This is a genomic window from Burkholderia sp. 4NA327C6, from assembly GCF_005502655.1.
GTDB lineage: Bacteria > Pseudomonadota > Gammaproteobacteria > Burkholderiales > Burkholderiaceae > Burkholderia > Burkholderia contaminans.
This window is the reverse complement of the sequence record NZ_SCNZ01000029.1, coordinates 72,929-88,579: the sequence shown is the minus strand read 5'-3', so window position 1 is coordinate 88,579 and position 15,651 is coordinate 72,929. Positions and strand designations below refer to the sequence as shown.

Genomic DNA, 15,651 nt, shown 5'->3' with positions numbered 1-15,651 from the left:
GCACGGGATGTCATTCGCGCGACGCGGCGCCACTCCAGATACCGCGCTGCCGCATTTTGCCGGCAGACCGGCAACCTTTTGTGGACGAGGTGAATCATGTGCGGAATCGTCGGAGCAAGCGGCCTGAACAATCAGGTGCCGCAACTGGTCAACGCGCTGAGCAGGCTCGAGTATCGCGGCTACGATTCGTGCGGCATTGCCGTACAGGACGACGGCCGCCTGCGCAGCGAACGCACGTTGCGGCGCGTGACCGACCTGCAGGCCCGCGTGCTGACGCTGGGCCTCGAAGCGCAGACTTGCATCGCGCATACGCGCTGGGCAACCCACGGCGCACCGTCCGAAATGAACGCGCATCCGATCATGTCCGGCGACACGATCGCGGTCGTGCACAACGGCATCATCGAGAACCACGACGCGCTGCGCGTGGAGTTGCGGGAGCGCGGCTATACGTTTCGCGGCCAGACCGACACCGAGGTGATCGCGCACCTGATCCACAGCCTCTATCGCGACGACCTGTTCGACGCGGTCGTGCGCGCCGTCAAGCGGCTGCACGGCGCGTACGCGATCGCGGTGCTGAGCGCGAAAGAGCCGCAGCGCCTCGTCGCCGCGCGCGCCGGCTCGCCGCTCGTGATCGGCATCGGCGCCGAACAGAACTACCTCGCGTCGGATTGCGCGGCGCTCGGTGACCTGACCGACCGCTTCGTCTACCTGGAAGACGGCGACGTCGCACTGATCACGCCCGACCGGATCGCCGTTGTCGACTCGGGCGGGCACGAGGCCCAGCGCCCGCTGTGCCAGGTGAAGGCGCGCGAGGGCGACGCCGCGCTCGGCCCGTACCAGCACTTCATGCAAAAGGAGATCTTCGAGCAGCCGAAGGCGATCGCCAGCACGCTCGATGGCATCGACACGATTTCGCCGGCGTTGTTCGACGCCGCCGACGGCACGCGCGCGCTGCTGTCGCGCGTGAGGAACGTGCTGCTGCTCGGCTGCGGCACCAGCTACTACGCGGGGCTCACTGCGAAGTACTGGCTGGAGGCCATCGCGGGCGTGCCGGCGCAGGTCGAGATCGCCAGCGAATTTCGCTACCGCGAGACGGTGGCCGATCCGCGCACGCTCGTCGTCGGCATTTCGCAATCGGGCGAGACGGCAGACACGATCGGCGCGATCGAGCAGGCGCGCGACATGGGCCAGACACTGTCGATGGCGATCTGCAACGTGGCGACCAGCACGATCGCGCGCACCGCGCCGCTGCGGTTCCTGACGCGGGCCGGCATCGAGCTCGGCGTCGCGTCGACCAAGGCGTTCACGACGCAGCTCGTCGCGCTGTTCGTGCTGACGCTGACGCTCGCGCAACTGCGCGGCCGGCTCGACGCGAAGCAGGTCGCGCTGCACCTGAAGCAGTTGCATGCGCTGCCCGAGCGCATCGGCCACGCACTCGCGCTCGAAACGCAGATCATGGGCTGGGCCACGAAGTTCGCACACACCGAGAACGCGCTGTTCCTCGGGCGCGGCATTCATTTCCCGATCGCGATGGAAGGTGCGCTGAAGCTCAAGGAGGTGTCGTACATCCACGCGGAAGGCTATGCGGCCGGCGAACTGAAGCACGGCCCGCTCGCGCTCGTCACGAGCGCGATGCCGGTCGTCACGATCGCGCCGGACGACCGCCTGTTCCAGAAGCTGAAATCCAACATGGCCGAGGTGCGCGCGCGCGGCGGACGCCTCTACGTGCTGGCCGGCGACCAGCTCGGAATCGACGCCGACCGCGACACGCACCTGATCCGCGTGCGCGAATCGGGTGACCTGCTGTCGCCGATCGTCAACGTGATTCCGCTGCAGCTGCTCGCCTATCACGTCGGCTGCGCGCGCGGCGCCGACGTCGACAAGCCGCGCAACCTCGCGAAATCGGTGACCGTGGAATGAGGGCGCGCGCGCGCCCGGCACAGGCGGTCGCGCGGTGCGTCGCGGCCGCGCTGTGCGGCACATGCGGCATCGTCACGGCGATGCAGCCCGCCTGCGCCGCCGCGCCGGCCATGCATACGGTCACCGTGCAGGCCGCCCCTTCAGCTCACCCGGCCGTCGATCCGCGCAGCTTCATGCACGGCATCGGCGTGGCCGACGCCGGCAACGGCAAGCGCTGGGTGTTCTTCAGCAGCTCGGGGGTCGTGCCGCGCGGCGCGATGCGCAGCGGCAACTGGCCGCACGACGTGTACGTCGGCGAATGGCTGCCCGGCAAGCCGCACCTGCTGCGCGTCCGTACGTTCATCAGCCGCCCCGAGGCGCAGGAGCCCGTGTCGATCGCGCAGAACGCGCGCGGCGACATCTTCGTCACGTTCGAGGACGGCTGGAATGCGCCGCAGGAAGTCAGCCAGCGCTACGGCGTCTACCGCCGCGACCTGAAGCCGATCAAGCCCTATCCGAACGACGTCGAATCGGGCGGCCACTCGGGGCACGTCGCCACGGCGGCCGATCGCTTCGTCGTGTTCTATTCGGCCGACTGGATCGACGGCGGCGGCGTCGACAACCTCGGCACCGGCAACGGCGTGTACGTGAAGACCTACGACGCGGCCGGGCGCGTGCTGAACCATGTCGCGGTCGTGCCGCACCGCCGCGAGTGGTGGCCCGTCGTCGCGGGCTCGCCGCATACCGCGCTGCTCGTCTGGCAGAAATACATCGAAGGCAGTACGGACGCGACGCTCGAATACGCGATGTTCGACCCGGTCACGGCAAAGCTGGACAAGCTGGGGACGCTGAACGACGCGATCCAGTACTACGTGTATTCGTCGGCTTACGTGCCGGAGATCGACCGCTTCATCGTCGTCACGACGACGGCGGACGATCGCGGCGTCGCGATGCTGATCGCGCCGGATGGCCGCCGCACGGCGACGCTCGACTGCCTGCCGGCATCGGTGCGCGAATCCGGCATCGGGGTGTCCGGCACGCACGCGTACCTGCCGATCCGCGACGGGCGGCTGCTGACGCTGGCGCTCGGGCCGGCGGACATTTCAGTGAGCGGCGTGCAGCGTTCGCCGATTCCGTGGGGTTTGACCGGTATCGCCGGTTTCCCGGGGAGCGGCAACGCGATGCATTTCGTGTCGCTGACGCCGTCGGGCACACGGGAAGCCGATTTCGAACCGGCGCATGAAACGCCGTTGCCGAAGCGCGAAGCGCCTTGTTCGAGTCATTGAAGGCGGGCGGGTAACGAGCCGGGGCGCAGCGAGCGCGGCCGGCCTGCATGCTCTCGTTCCGGCTTGCCGGCCTTTCCGCCTCTTCCGCCTCTTCCGCCTCTTCCGCCTCTTCCGCCTCTTCCGCCTCTTCCGCCTCTTCCGCCTCTTCCGCCTCTTCCGCCTCTTCCGCCTCTTCCGCCTCTTCCGCTCCTTCCGCCTCTTCCCCTCCTTCGTGCTCCAACCTCGGCCCGCAATGCCGCATCGTTCTCGCGGGCCGGCCGCCAGCCGCGCTGCCGCCGGCCGGCCCGATCATATGACCGCCGCCCCGATCCCCGCGCAGCAGTCGCCAGCGCCGCGCGTACCGGATAGACTGTCGCCCGATTCCTTCCATCGGCCGCGGCCAGCCCCTCCGGTCGCCGCCGGAACGCCCCTTCCCGGAGAAAGAATGCTGAAGCGCCGGTGGTTTTCGCTTTTGCTGCTGACGGTCTGCCTGATCGGACAACGCGCTTCGGCGCAGTCCGCGCTTGAACTCGAGACGGACGGCACGGCCCGCGCCCTCACCCGGCAAACGCTGCTCGCGCGCCCCGATGCCGCCGACATCCACGTGCCGCGCGACATCGCATACGGCAAGCCCATGACCTTCCGCGCGGTGCCGTTCGCCGACCTGCTCGGCGACGGCCTGCCGGCCGACGGCGTGCTCGAAACCCGTGCCGCCGACGGCTTCGCCGCGCAACTGCCGCTGGATCTCGTGCGCCGCCGCACGCCGGCCGGCGCCGTTCCGTGGCTTGCGATCGAGGATCCGGCGCATCCGTGGCCGAAGCTGCCCGGCAAACAGGTCAGCGCCGGGCCGTTCTACCTGGTCTGGCTCGGGCCGGGCGCATCGTCGGTGCGCGGCGAGCAGTGGCCGTACCAGATCGTGCGCATCACGATCGAATCGTCGCCGCTTGCGCGCTGGCCGTCGCTCGCCGTCGATGCCGCGCTGCCCGCGAACGATCCGGCTCGCGCGGGCCAGCGCCTGTTCGTCACGCAATGCCTCGCCTGCCATCGCCTCGACGGCGCGGGCAGCAGCCATGCCGGCCCCGACCTGAACACGCCGATGAACCCGGTCAACTACTTCCAGGCCGCCGCGCTGCGCCGCTATATCCGCAACCCGGCCTCGGTGCGCGACTGGCCGGGCCGCAGCATGCCGGCATTTCCGCCCGACCAGCTGAGCGACCGAGAACTCGACCAGATCGTCGCGTATCTCGCGTATATGGCGCGGCGCAAGGCCGCTCAGTAACGCGCGGCTGAATCGAATGACTCAAGGAACGTTGATGACGTCAGGCAGCACGCTGTTCACCATCGCACCGATCGATGCCGCGCAGACGCGCCCGCTCCGCGCAATGGTCCTGCTGAATGGCGATCTGGATGCGAGCGCGCTGGCCGGCGACCTTGCACCGACGACGCTGCACGTCGGCGTGCGCGATGCGTCGGGCATCGTCGCCGTTGCATCGCTTTGCGAGGAGGTGCGCGAAGACGACCCGGCACGGCCGGCGTGGCGGCTGCGCGGGATGGCCGTGCACCCTGCCGTGCGCGGCATGGGCTTGGGGCGCGTGCTGGTGCAGGTTTGCGTGCGGCACGCGGAGGCACGCGGGGCCGCGCTCGTGTGGTGCACGGCACGCGAAACCGCGTACCGGTTCTATGAAAAGCTCGGCTTCACGGCCGATGACGCGACGATCACGATGCCTGGGCGCACCGATACGGCGTTCCATGTGATGCGGCGGTATATCGATCGGCAATCGCCGCCGGGCTGACGCGAACCGCGCGCGCAGCGTCAGGCGGAACGCAACGCGGGCCGGCCCGGCCCGGCGAACACCTTTCCGCCGGGCCACCGCCGTCACCCTCAAGCTCAGCGTTCCTGCGCGCTCCGCAGCACCGCACGCAACAGCACATCCGCGCCCGCCGCCGCCCACTCGGGCGTAATCGATTCGGCTTCGTTGTGGCTCAGCCCGTCGACGCACGGTACGAAGATCATCCCCGTCGGCGCAACGCGCGCGACATAGCACGCGTCATGACCGGCGCCGGACACGATATCCATGTGCGACAGCCCGAGCGCCTCGGCCGCGTCACGCACCGTGTCGATGCAGCGCGGCGCGAACGGGATCGGCGCATACGTGAAGATCTGCTCGATCTGCGCACAGAGGCCCGTTTCGTCGGCCACGCGTGCGAGTTCCGCGCGAAGCGTCGCGTCGAGTTCGTCGAGTACCGCATCATCGGGATGACGGAATTCGACCGTGAAGAAGCAGCCGCCCGGCACGGTATTACGCGAGTTCGGCCGCGCCTCGATCATCCCGACCGTCGCACGTGCATACGGCGCGTAACGGCGGCCGAGCACCTCGACGAACGAGATCATCCGCGCGGCGCCGACCAGCGCATCGCGACGGAATTCCATCGGCGTCGTGCCCGCATGCGCGTCGACACCGGTGAGCGTCACTTCGTACCAGCGCTGCCCCTGCCCGGCCGTCACGACGCCGATCGTCTTGCCGGCCCGTTCGAGAATCGCGCCCTGTTCGATGTGCAGCTCGTACGCCGCATGCACCGGATAGCCGCCGACGGGCTCGGCACCCGCGTAACCGATCCGTGCCAGCTCCTCGCCGATCGTCCTGCCTGCGCCATCGGTGCGCGACAGCCCGTATTCGAGCGTATAGACGCCCGAGAACACGCCGGCCGACACCATCGCCGGCGCGAAGCGCGAGCCTTCCTCGTTGGTCCAGATCACGACGTCGATCGGGCGCTCGGTCTCGATACCCGCATCGTTCAGCGCGCGCACGACCTCGAGCCCACCGAGCACGCCGTAGATGCCGTCGTAGCGGCCGCCCGTCGGCTGCGAATCGGCGTGCGAGCCGGTCATGACCGGCGCGGCGTCGGGGTTGCGCCCCGCGCGGCGCGCGAACACGTTGCCCATCCGGTCCACGCGCACCGTGCAGCCGGCGTCTTGCGCCCATCGCACGAACAGGTCGCGCGACTCGCGATCGAGATCGGTCAGTGCGAGGCGGCAGACGCCGCCCTTCGGCGTCGCGCCGATCTGCGCCATCCGGTCGAGCGACGCCCACAGGCGGTCGCCGTCGACGCGCGGCGCGCTCACGCTTTCAGCAATCGTGTTGTCGTCACGCATCGCCGTTCTCCGGCGCGGCTTGCCGTGCGTAACGGAAATCGCAGCGCTTGCCGCCCTGCATGATCGTGCTCGTCCGCGTGAGCGCGATGTCCGGCGCATAGCCCTGGATGAAATAGCTGTCGCGCGCGCAGCTCAGCAGGTGGCCGATCTCGCCGAGCCCCATCGCGTGATACATCTCCGCGTAGCTGCAGCGATGCACGTCGTAGTCGTAATGCGTGTCGTCCGCGCGCCGCACCTCGACGTCGAGCGCATCGTCCTTCTCCCACAGCACCTGCAGCGCGATGAACGACTTCACGCTCGTGCCGTCCGGTTCCTGCGCGGCGAACGTGCGGCCGGCATCCACCGCCGCGCCGCGCACGGCCTCCGCGATCACGGCCTGCGCGCGCTCGGCGCCGAACTCGCGCTTCATGATCTCGTAGATCGGCTTGATGATTTCCGCTTCGATGCGGCGCCGCGCGAGGATCCCGAGGCGCGTGTCCTCGGGTGCGGCGGCGGATGTCTGGGTGGCTTCGGTCATGGGGATCGTCTTGGTTGTCTTATCGCTGTGTCGCGCCGTATCGTTTACTTGGTCGCGGTGCGCGAGCCGCCAAGCACGTCGACGATGGCCCACTTGCCGCCGCGCACCTGGTAGATCGTGAAGGCCGGGTCCTTCAGGTTGCCTTCGGCATCGAACGCGACCCGCCCCGTCACGCCGGGCCGGTCGATCGCATGCACCGCCGCGACGAGTTTCGCCGGCTGCGTCGTGCCGGCCTTCTGCGCGGCCGCGATCAGCGTGGCGGCCGCGTCGTACGCGAACGGCGCATGCAGCTCGATCGGCGCGTGAAAGCGCGCCTGGTATTGCGTGTCGAACGCCTTGCCGCCCGGCATCCGGTCGAGCGGCAGGCCTGGCTCGAGCGCCGTCACGCCGTCGCCGTCCTTGCCGGCGAGCGACAGGAAGGTCTGGCTCACGAAGCCGCCCGCGCCGAGCAGCGGTGCGTTCACGCCGAGCTGGCGCATCCGCCGCGAGATCGGCGCGGCCTGCGCATCCAGGCCGCCGAAGAACACGAGATCCGCGCGCTTGCCCTTGATCGCGGTCAGCACGCCGCTGAAGTCGGTCGTCTTGTCGTTCACGTACTGGCGATCGACGATCGCGCCGCCGTTCGCCTGCACGCCCTTGATGAACTGGTCGGCGAGCCCCGCGCCGAACGACGTGCGATCGTCGATCACCGCGATGCGCTTCGCCTTCAGCGTCTTCACCGCATACGCGCCGGTGAAATTGCCGCCCGCATCGTCGTGACCCATGATGCGGAAGGCCGTCGCATAGCCCTGCTGCGTGTATTGATGGCCGGTGGACGCCGGCGCGATCTGCGGGATGCCCGCATCGCGGTAGACGCGCGACGCCGGCACGCTGCAGCCCGTGTTCCAGTGGCCGACGACGCCGATCACGTGCTGGTCGACGAGCTGCTGCGCAACCGCGACGGCCGTACGCGGATCGGACTGGTCGTCTGCCGCGACGAGCTTGTACACCACCGGCTTGCCGCCGATGGTCGGATGCTTCGCGTTCGCGTCGTCGATCGCGAGTTGCGCGCCGTTCTGCAGATCCTTGCCGATCCGCGCGGACGGGCCGGTGAGCGGCGCGGCGAGACCGATCAGGATCGTCTGCGGCGCGGATTGTGCGAACGCGGGAACGGAGGCGACCAGGGCGGCCGCCGAGAATGCGAGGCTGGCGTGGAGAAATGCGATTTTCATGTGCGGGGGACCGGTGGATCGAATCAAAACATGAAAAATATTAAATATTGAGCACCCAAACCCCAAATATCCAATTGTTGGATGCTTATGCCGTTCCCGACACATTAACCTACATCACTGTAAATACAGGAAATTTTCATGTTGTCGCTTACCCTGACTTTTCGATAAAATTCGATACATGAAAAATATCGAACAATTGCCGCACGATCCGCCGCTGCGCGCGGTGCGTGCGTTCGAAGCGTTCGCGCGCCTCGGGTCGGTCACCGCGGCGGCGGGCGAGCTCGACATCACGCCTTCGGCGGTCAGCCATCAGCTGCAGCTGCTCGAAGCATTCATCCAGACGCCGCTGACCGTGCGCGAGGGCCGACTGCTTGTCCTCACCGACGAAGGCCGCGACTACTACCGCTCGATCAGCGCCGCGTTCTCGGTGCTGCGCAGCGCGACGCGTTTCGTGCGCGACCGCTCGTCGCTGCGGCAGATCACCATCAGCCTGATTCCGCTGCTCGGCATCGGCTGGTTCATTCCGCGGCTGCACGCGTTCCTGGCCGACAACACGGACGTCGACGTGACGGTGCTGTATGCACATCACCGCAACTACCGCAGCGATGCATCGGACCTGTCGATCCGCTTCGGCACCGGCGACTGGCCCGGCTACCGCTGCGAGCGGCTGCTGCCGGGCGCGATGGTGCCGATGTGCAGCCCGTCGTTCCTGAACCGCCACGGGCCGTTTCGCACGCCGGCCGATCTCGCGCGCGCGCCGCTCGTGCACGACGAGGATCGCAGCACGTGGGTCAACTGGCTGCAGGGCGCGGGCGTCAAGCATGTGTCGCATGCGGTGGGGCCGATGTTCGAGGACGGCCAGCTCACGCTGAGCGCCGCGCGCGCGGATCTCGGCGCGGCCTTGCTGCGCGCGCCGCTGGTCCAGCGCGAACTGGCGAACGGCGAGCTCGTGCAGCTGTTCGATCACGCGCTCGACGACGGGCGCAATTACTACCTGTGCACCCGCGAGGACGCGGACATGCCGGATGGAGCCAGGCGGCTGGCGGCGTGGTTGAGGAAGATGGCGGGGATTTGAGGACCTCCGCTCGGAATGGTGAAGGCACGTACAGCCCCCCTGCCGCCCGAATCGCCTTCGGCGCACGCCGCGCCCAATCAAGGGCCGGAAGCAGATAGAAAATCCCGATGCCCCGGATTGAAACAAGCAATTTCACAAGCTCAGGGTGAACCCGGATACTGGCAACACTCCACTCACCCCTGACGAAAAGGAATTGTCCAGATGCCGATCATCAACACCCAAATCAAGCCGTTCAAGGCAACCGCTTACCACAACGGCGAATTCGTGCCCGTCTCGGAAGAGAACTTCAAGGGCAAGTGGTCCGTCGTCGTGTTCTACCCGGCCGACTTCACGTTCGTCTGCCCGACCGAGCTGGGCGACCTCGCCGACCGTTACGCGGAATTCCAGAAGCTGGGTGTCGAAATCTACGGCGTGTCGACCGACACGCACTTCACGCACAAGGCATGGCACGACACGTCGGACACGATCGCCAAGATCAAGTACCCGCTGGTCGGCGACCCGACGCTCACGCTGTCGCGCAACTTCGACGTGCTGATCGAGGAAGAAGGGATGGCCCTGCGCGGCACGTTCGTGATCAACCCGGAAGGCGAGATCAAGCTGTGCGAAATCCACGACAACGGCATCGGCCGCGACGCAGGCGAACTGCTGCGCAAGGTGCAGGCGGCGCAATACATCGCGGCGCACCCGGGTGAAGTGTGCCCGGCCAAGTGGACGCCGGGTGCGGAAACGCTGACCCCGTCGCTCGACCTGATCGGCAAGATCTGACGATCGCGCCGCGCGCCTCGCACGAGGCGCGCGAGCCTCCCGATGACGGGCCGCCGCGGCATGCGGCCCGCGCCCTCCTCCGGCACGACGTGCCCGACCAGAATCATCAATACGGAATCCGAAACGCCATGCTCGACGCCAATCTCAAGAACCAACTCAAAGCGTACCTCGAAAAGATCACGCGCCCGATCGAACTCGTCGCCTCGCTCGACGACAGCGCGAAATCGCAGGAACTGCTGGCGCTGCTGAACGAGATTGCGTCGCTGACGGATCGCGTGACCGTGACCGAACGCCGCGACGACGCCGAGCGCAAGCCGTCGTTCTCGATCGGCGAGCCCGGCAAGCCGGCCGGCATCCGCTTCGCCGGCATTCCGATGGGCCATGAATTCACGTCGCTCGTGCTCGCGCTGCTGCAGACGGGCGGCCATCCGATCAAGCTCGACGACGACGTGATCGAACAGATCCGCGCGCTCGACGGCGACTACGCGTTCGAAACGTATTTCTCGCTGTCGTGCCAGAACTGCCCGGAAGTCGTGCAGGCGCTGAACGTGATGTCGCTGATCAACCCGCGCATCCGTCACGTCGCGATCGACGGCGCGCTGTTCCAGGGTGAAGTCGAGTCGCGCCAGATCATGGCCGTGCCGACGATGTTCCTGAACGGCGCCTCGTTCGGCCAGGGCCGCAGCAGCGTGAAGGAAATCCTCGCGAAGCTCGATACGGGCGCCAGCGCGCGTGCCGCGAAGTCGCTCGAGAACAAGCCGGTGTTCGATACGCTGATCGTCGGCGGCGGCCCGGCAGGCGCTGCAGCCGCGATCTACTCGGCGCGCAAGGGCATTGCAACGGGCGTGGTCGCCGAGCGTTTCGGCGGCCAGGTGCTCGATACGATGGCGATCGAGAACTTCGTGTCGGTGCAGGAAACCGAAGGGCCGAAGTTCGCGACCGCGCTCGAACAGCACGTGAAGCAATACGACGTCGACATCATGGACGTGCAGCGCGCCGATGCGCTGATTCCGGGCGACGTGCACCAGATCCGCCTCGCGAATGGCGCGGTGCTGAAGGCGAAGACGATCGTCCTCGCAACCGGCGCACGCTGGCGCGAAATCAACGTGCCGGGCGAGCGCGAATACCGCAACCGCGGTGTCGCGTACTGCCCGCACTGCGACGGCCCGCTGTTCAAGGGCAAGCGCGTCGCGGTGGTCGGCGGCGGCAACTCGGGTGTCGAGGCCGCGATCGATCTCGCCGGCATCGTGAAGGCCGTCACGCTGATCGAATACGGCGCGCAACTGCGTGCGGATGAAGTGCTGCAGCGCAAGCTGCGCAGCCTGCCGAACGTGACGATCGTCACGCAGGCGCAAACGACCGAGCTGACCGGCGACGGCAGCAAGCTGAACGGGCTCATCTACAAGGATCTGCGCTCGGGTGACACGCAGCGCATCGATCTCGAAGGCGTGTTCGTGCAGATCGGCCTCGTGCCGAACACCGAGTGGCTGAAGGGTACGGTCGAACTGTCGAAGCACGGCGAGATCGTCGTCGATGCACGCGGCGCGACGTCGGTACCGGGCGTGTTCGCGGCCGGCGACGTGACGACGGTGCCGTTCAAGCAGATCGTGATCGCCGTGGGCGAAGGCGCGAAGGCGTCGCTCGGCGCGTTCGACCACCTGATCCGGCAGGACGTTGCACCGGTTGCCGCCGCGCAGCCGCAGGCCGAGGAAGCGGTCGCCGCGTAACGCGCGTCAGCCCGTCGGCACGACAGTTTGTCTCTCTTGGCCCCGCATGCTTTGGTCGGCATGCGGGGTCCTTTTTATTCTCGAAGCGATCGCGGTTACTTGGTCGTGGTCGGGCCGCCGTTCGCGGGCGCCGCTGACGACGCCGAGTTGAAATTGCTCGACTGCCTGACCAGTTGCTCGGTCATCGCCGCGGCAACCGGATTCGCGCCCGACGACGAACTGCCCTGCCGGGTCGAACCGCTGCCCGATGACATCGACGGCATCGACGACATCGATGGCGGCGGCAACGACGGGTCGAGCTTCGCCGATTCCCTCACGAGCGCGGCCGTCTCCGGCGTTTCGGATTTCGTTGCGGAAGGTGCTGCGGCCGCGTGGCGTTCCAGGCCATCGCGCTTGCGCGGCGCGCGTTGCGTGACCTGCGCGGGTGCGGGTGCGGCCTGCTGCGCGGGTTTGGCGGCCGACGGCGGCGACGGTGGGGTCGAATCCTGCGCATCGACGGTCACGACGGTGACCTTCGGCGGCGGCGCGCTCGGCTTCGTCACCGGCTGCGGCTTGTCGCTGACGACCGGCACGGCCGGCGCTGCACTGACGCGTGCGGTTTCGGCCGGCGCAGAAGGCGCCGGTGCGGGGGGCGGCGGCGCGACAGCCGCCTGTTTCGGTGCCATCGCGGCGGCAGGAGCCGGCGGCGCGATGGCGCCCTGCACGGCGTGATCGTTGCCCGCGGGCGCCGCGGCAACGGGCGCGGCCGAATCGCCGATGCCGGCATCTTCGATCGCGCGGTGATCCGCACGCAGGAGCATCACGTAGGCAGTGCCGGCCGCGGCTACCAGGAGCCCACCGGCGATCATCAAGGTCTTGCGGGTACTCGTCATGCTTGCTCACCGCTCATATCGACGTGAACAAGCCATCATACGCGGCGATCGGCCGTCGATCCCGCATGAATACATTTGGTTGCATTGTGCCGGAACAGGTTGGCAACACGTTCGTCAGACGTATCACCTCAGTTGCTCCGGCACGATCAACGCACGGGTATTACTCCGGAAACGGCAATTCGGTCTGCCCTTGCGCGCGCATGCCGAACGTGTTCAGCGTCATCGCGACGAGCGCGTAGTAGCCGAGCAACGCGACGAGATTGACGACCGTTTCGTGGCCGAAGCGCGCTTGCGCCCGTTCGAACGTCGCATCGCTCACGCGCCGCGTGTCGTACAGCTCGCTCGCGAAGGCATGGATCAGCGCATCGTCGTCCGACTCGAATGCGGGTGCGACGCCGCGCCGGATCGCGTCGGCCGTCGCGGCCGGCACGCCCGCCTCGAGCGCGATCGGATGGTGAATGTGCCACTCGGCCTGCGAGCGCCAGCGCGCGGCCGTCACGAGAATCGCGAGCTCCGACAGGCGCAGCGGCAGGCCCGTGCGATAACGGCAGAACGCGCCGAGCTTCTGCGCGTGCTGCGCCAGCTCGGGGCTCGCGATCCAGCCGAGAAACGGCCCGTTCAGGTTGCCGCGCGGGCCGCTGAGAATGTCGGCCAGCACGGCCTTCTGCTCATCGGTGGCCGATGCGGGATCGAACGGAGGCAATCTGTTGGTCATGGCGAAGTCCGGACTAGGTTTGACGAATACGGTCACGCGCCGGCCGACGCGAGCGCCGCGCCGATCGCGCCCGACAACCGCTCGACGATCGTATCGATCTGCTGCGCGGTGCAAATGAACGGCGGCGCGACCAGGATGTGATCGCCGTGAACGCCGTCGATCGTGCCGCCCATCGGATACACCATCAGGCCGCGCTGCATCGCTTCGCGCTTGACCGCCGCATGCAGCTTCAGCGCGGGATCGAACGTCGCCTTGCTGTCGCGATCGCGCACGAGCTCGATGCCGACGAACAGCCCGCGGCCGCGCACGTCGCCGACATGCGGATGCGCGCCGTAGTGCTCGCGCAATGATGCACGCAGTTGCTCGCCGCGCGCCTTCACGTTGTCGAGCAGCTTCTCTTCGGCGATCACGCGCTGCACTTCGAGCGCGGCCGCGCATGCGGTTGCGTGGCCCAGGTACGTGTGGCCGTGCTGGAAGAAGCCCGAACCGTCGACGATCGTCCGGTAGATGCGATCGCTCACCAGCGTCGCGCCGATCGGCTGGTAGCCCGCGCCGAGCCCTTTCGCGATCGTCAGCAGGTCGGGCGCGACGCCGTCTTCATCGCACGCGTACAGGTAGCCCGTGCGGCCCATGCCCGACATGATCTCGTCGAGGATCAGCAGCACGCCGTACTTGTCGCACACGGCGCGAATCTTCTTCAGGTACGTGCGCACCGGCGGCACCGCGCCGGCCGTTGCGCCCACCACCGTCTCCGCGACGAACGCCGCGACGTTGTCCGCGCCGAGTTCGACGATCTTCTGTTCGAGTTCATCCGCGAGGCGCTGCGCATAAGCTTCGTCGGTTTCGCCCGCCTGCTGGTCGCGGTATGCATAACACGGGCTCACGTGGTGCGCCTCGATCAGCAGCGGCAGGAACGGCTCGCGCCGCCACGCGTTGCCGCCGATCGCGAGCGCGCCGAGCGTGTTGCCGTGATAGCTCTGGCGTCGCGCGATGAAATGGCGGCGCTGCGGCTCGCCCTTCTCGACGAAATACTGGCGTGCGAGCTTCAGCGCGGCCTCGACCGCCTCGGAGCCGCCCGACACGAAATACACGTGCTCGAGGCCGGCCGGCGCGGCAGCGACGAGCCGGTCGGCGAGTTCTTCAGCCACGTCGGTCGTGAAGAACGACGTATGCGCGTACGCCAGCTGCTGCGCCTGCCGCTTGATCGCGTCGATCACCCGCTGGTTGCTGTGGCCGAGACACGAAACGGCCGCGCCGCCGCACGCGTCGATATAGCGTTTGCCGGTCGAGTCGATGATCTCGATGCCGTCGCCTGCGACGGCAACGGGCAAGGTGGCGCGCGGAGCGCGATGGAAAACGGTCGTCATGCGTTGCCTCATGGATCAGGACGCGTCGTGCGCGCGTCCGGACGGCACGATGCGCGTCGCGAAACGCTGCGTGCCGTGTTGGTGAATGGTGAAATCGATCGATGCCGCGCCGATCGCGAACACGGCGGTGGCCAGCGTGTTCTCGTCGTCGGGGTCGGCCGGATCGTCGCGGTAGATCGGCAGCCCTTCCGGCGCGCGATCGCCGAGCACGCGCCGCAGCGCGGCTTCATCGATCGCGTCGATGGCGGGCGTCAGCGCGTCGACGCGACGCTGACGATCGGCCGACGATTGCGTGACGATCTGCGCTTCCGCGTCGCAGCCGGCGTGCACGAGATGGTTCGCATGCCCCGCGAGCCGCGCGACGTCGGTCACCGAACAGCGCGCGACGCTCGCCTCGATGCTCAGCAGCCGTGCATCGCCGGTCGCGCCGAGCGTGTGATGAAACCCGCTCGCGCGTGCATGCGTGCGCAGCACGTCGGCCGCCGCGTCGAGCGACGTCGCATCGAGCACGGCGCGCGCGAGGATCATCCGCGGCACGCCCGCTGCCGGCGTGCGGATCCGCAGGTTGTTGATCGCCTGCGCGATGCCCGCGCGGTTCGCGGCAAAGGTGTGGCCCGGCAGCGAGCCGGGGTAATAGAAGCTGATGAAGCCGGGCTTGCCCGCCGGCTGCACGTCGACGAGCAGGCAGCGCTCGCGCAGGTACGGATCGCCGTCCTCGTTGTGCGCGATCCAGCGCGTGCCGTGAGCGTCGCGCCCGGCAAGCGTCGTGCAGCCATCCGGCGCGTTGTGAATCAGTTCGCCGCGGCAGTTCCACAGGAAGATGTCCTCCGCCCGCCAGCCGATGCCCGCCGCGATCCCGTCCAGCTCCGCGACGAGATCGGGATACGCGGCCAGCGCGGCCTGCCGCAGCGCGGCGACGAACGGATGGCCGCGCCAGCGGCGCACGGCCTGCCACGCGCTGCTCTGCTGCATGTATTCATCGAACACGGGCCGGGCGAGCTCGCCGAGGCGCACGCCGATGTCGAACGGCGCGCCGGCGATGACGGGGGAAAGGGAAAGCGGCATGTCGGAGGGTTCGGTTTCG

At 68.0% G+C, this 15,651-nt stretch carries 14 protein-coding genes; 7 read left to right on the top strand and 7 right to left on the bottom strand.

Annotated elements, in window-relative coordinates; genetic code table 11:
* The first annotated feature begins 96 nt into the window (after positions 1 to 96).
* From glmS to FFS49_RS26350, 4 genes are all read left to right on the top strand, one after another.
* Entirely contained in the window at positions 97 to 1,920 is a 1,824-nt protein-coding gene (gene glmS / locus FFS49_RS26370; RefSeq protein WP_039357178.1) for a glutamine--fructose-6-phosphate transaminase (isomerizing), read from the top strand.
* Positions 1,917 to 3,185 (top strand): hypothetical protein, encoded by a 1,269-nt coding sequence (locus FFS49_RS26365; RefSeq protein ID WP_105816093.1) that lies wholly within the window; start codon positions 1,917 to 1,919, stop codon positions 3,183 to 3,185. Before glmS ends, FFS49_RS26365 begins: the two co-directional genes overlap by 4 nt.
* 424 nt (positions 3,186 to 3,609) lie before the next feature.
* Positions 3,610 to 4,443 carry a cytochrome c gene (locus FFS49_RS26355; protein WP_105816095.1) on the top strand — a complete coding sequence of 278 codons (834 nt, stop codon included), beginning with the start codon at positions 3,610 to 3,612 and terminating at the stop codon, positions 4,441 to 4,443.
* A 34-nt stretch (positions 4,444 to 4,477) separates the two neighbouring features.
* Positions 4,478 to 4,957, top strand: a complete 480-nt coding sequence (locus FFS49_RS26350) for a GNAT family N-acetyltransferase (protein WP_039357188.1) — start codon at positions 4,478 to 4,480, stop codon at positions 4,955 to 4,957.
* 95 nt (positions 4,958 to 5,052) lie between these two features.
* Here FFS49_RS26350 and FFS49_RS26345 read toward each other — a convergent pair whose 3' ends face one another.
* Genes FFS49_RS26345 through FFS49_RS26335 form a run of 3 tightly spaced genes read right to left on the bottom strand, consistent with a single transcriptional unit; the run spans position 5,053 to position 8,046 of the window.
* A complete protein-coding gene (locus FFS49_RS26345; protein WP_105816096.1) occupies positions 5,053 to 6,318 on the bottom strand; it encodes a Zn-dependent hydrolase in 1,266 nt (421 codons plus the stop codon).
* Positions 6,311 to 6,835: an L-2-amino-thiazoline-4-carboxylic acid hydrolase gene (locus tag FFS49_RS26340; protein WP_039357194.1), complete on the bottom strand. Its 525-nt coding sequence runs from the start codon at positions 6,833 to 6,835 to the stop codon at positions 6,311 to 6,313. Before FFS49_RS26340 ends, FFS49_RS26345 begins: the two co-directional genes overlap by 8 nt.
* 44 nt (positions 6,836 to 6,879) lie before the next feature.
* Positions 6,880 to 8,046, bottom strand: coding sequence for a branched-chain amino acid ABC transporter substrate-binding protein (locus FFS49_RS26335; protein WP_039357197.1), 1,167 nt, complete (start codon positions 8,044 to 8,046; stop codon positions 6,880 to 6,882).
* A gap of 178 nt (positions 8,047 to 8,224) precedes the next feature.
* On the opposite strand from FFS49_RS26335, the gene FFS49_RS26330 reads away from it, so the two are divergent.
* The 3 genes from FFS49_RS26330 (at position 8,225) to ahpF (ending at position 11,613) form a co-directional block, all read left to right on the top strand.
* Entirely contained in the window at positions 8,225 to 9,121 is an 897-nt protein-coding gene (locus FFS49_RS26330; protein WP_105816097.1) for a LysR substrate-binding domain-containing protein, read from the top strand.
* Positions 9,122 to 9,322: 201 nt separating this feature from the next.
* Positions 9,323 to 9,886, top strand: coding sequence for an alkyl hydroperoxide reductase subunit C (ahpC, locus tag FFS49_RS26325; RefSeq protein WP_011547973.1), 564 nt, complete (start codon positions 9,323 to 9,325; stop codon positions 9,884 to 9,886).
* Between the two features lie 128 nt (positions 9,887 to 10,014).
* Complete coding sequence (gene ahpF, locus FFS49_RS26320) at positions 10,015 to 11,613, top strand: alkyl hydroperoxide reductase subunit F (protein ID WP_105816098.1); 1,599 nt, start codon at positions 10,015 to 10,017, stop codon at positions 11,611 to 11,613.
* Between the two features lie 95 nt (positions 11,614 to 11,708).
* Here ahpF and FFS49_RS26315 read toward each other — a convergent pair whose 3' ends face one another.
* From FFS49_RS26315 to FFS49_RS26300, 4 genes are all read right to left on the bottom strand, one after another.
* Entirely contained in the window at positions 11,709 to 12,485 is a 777-nt protein-coding gene (locus FFS49_RS26315) for an extensin (protein ID WP_105816099.1), read from the bottom strand.
* A 160-nt stretch (positions 12,486 to 12,645) separates the two neighbouring features.
* Positions 12,646 to 13,200: a carboxymuconolactone decarboxylase family protein gene (locus FFS49_RS26310; protein ID WP_039357211.1), complete on the bottom strand. Its 555-nt coding sequence runs from the start codon at positions 13,198 to 13,200 to the stop codon at positions 12,646 to 12,648.
* Between the two features lie 32 nt (positions 13,201 to 13,232).
* Entirely contained in the window at positions 13,233 to 14,567 is a 1,335-nt protein-coding gene (locus FFS49_RS26305; RefSeq protein ID WP_105816100.1) for an aspartate aminotransferase family protein, read from the bottom strand.
* 15 nt (positions 14,568 to 14,582) lie between these two features.
* Positions 14,583 to 15,632: a C45 family peptidase gene (locus FFS49_RS26300; protein WP_105816101.1), complete on the bottom strand. Its 1,050-nt coding sequence runs from the start codon at positions 15,630 to 15,632 to the stop codon at positions 14,583 to 14,585.
* Positions 15,633 to 15,651: the final 19 nt, after the last annotated feature.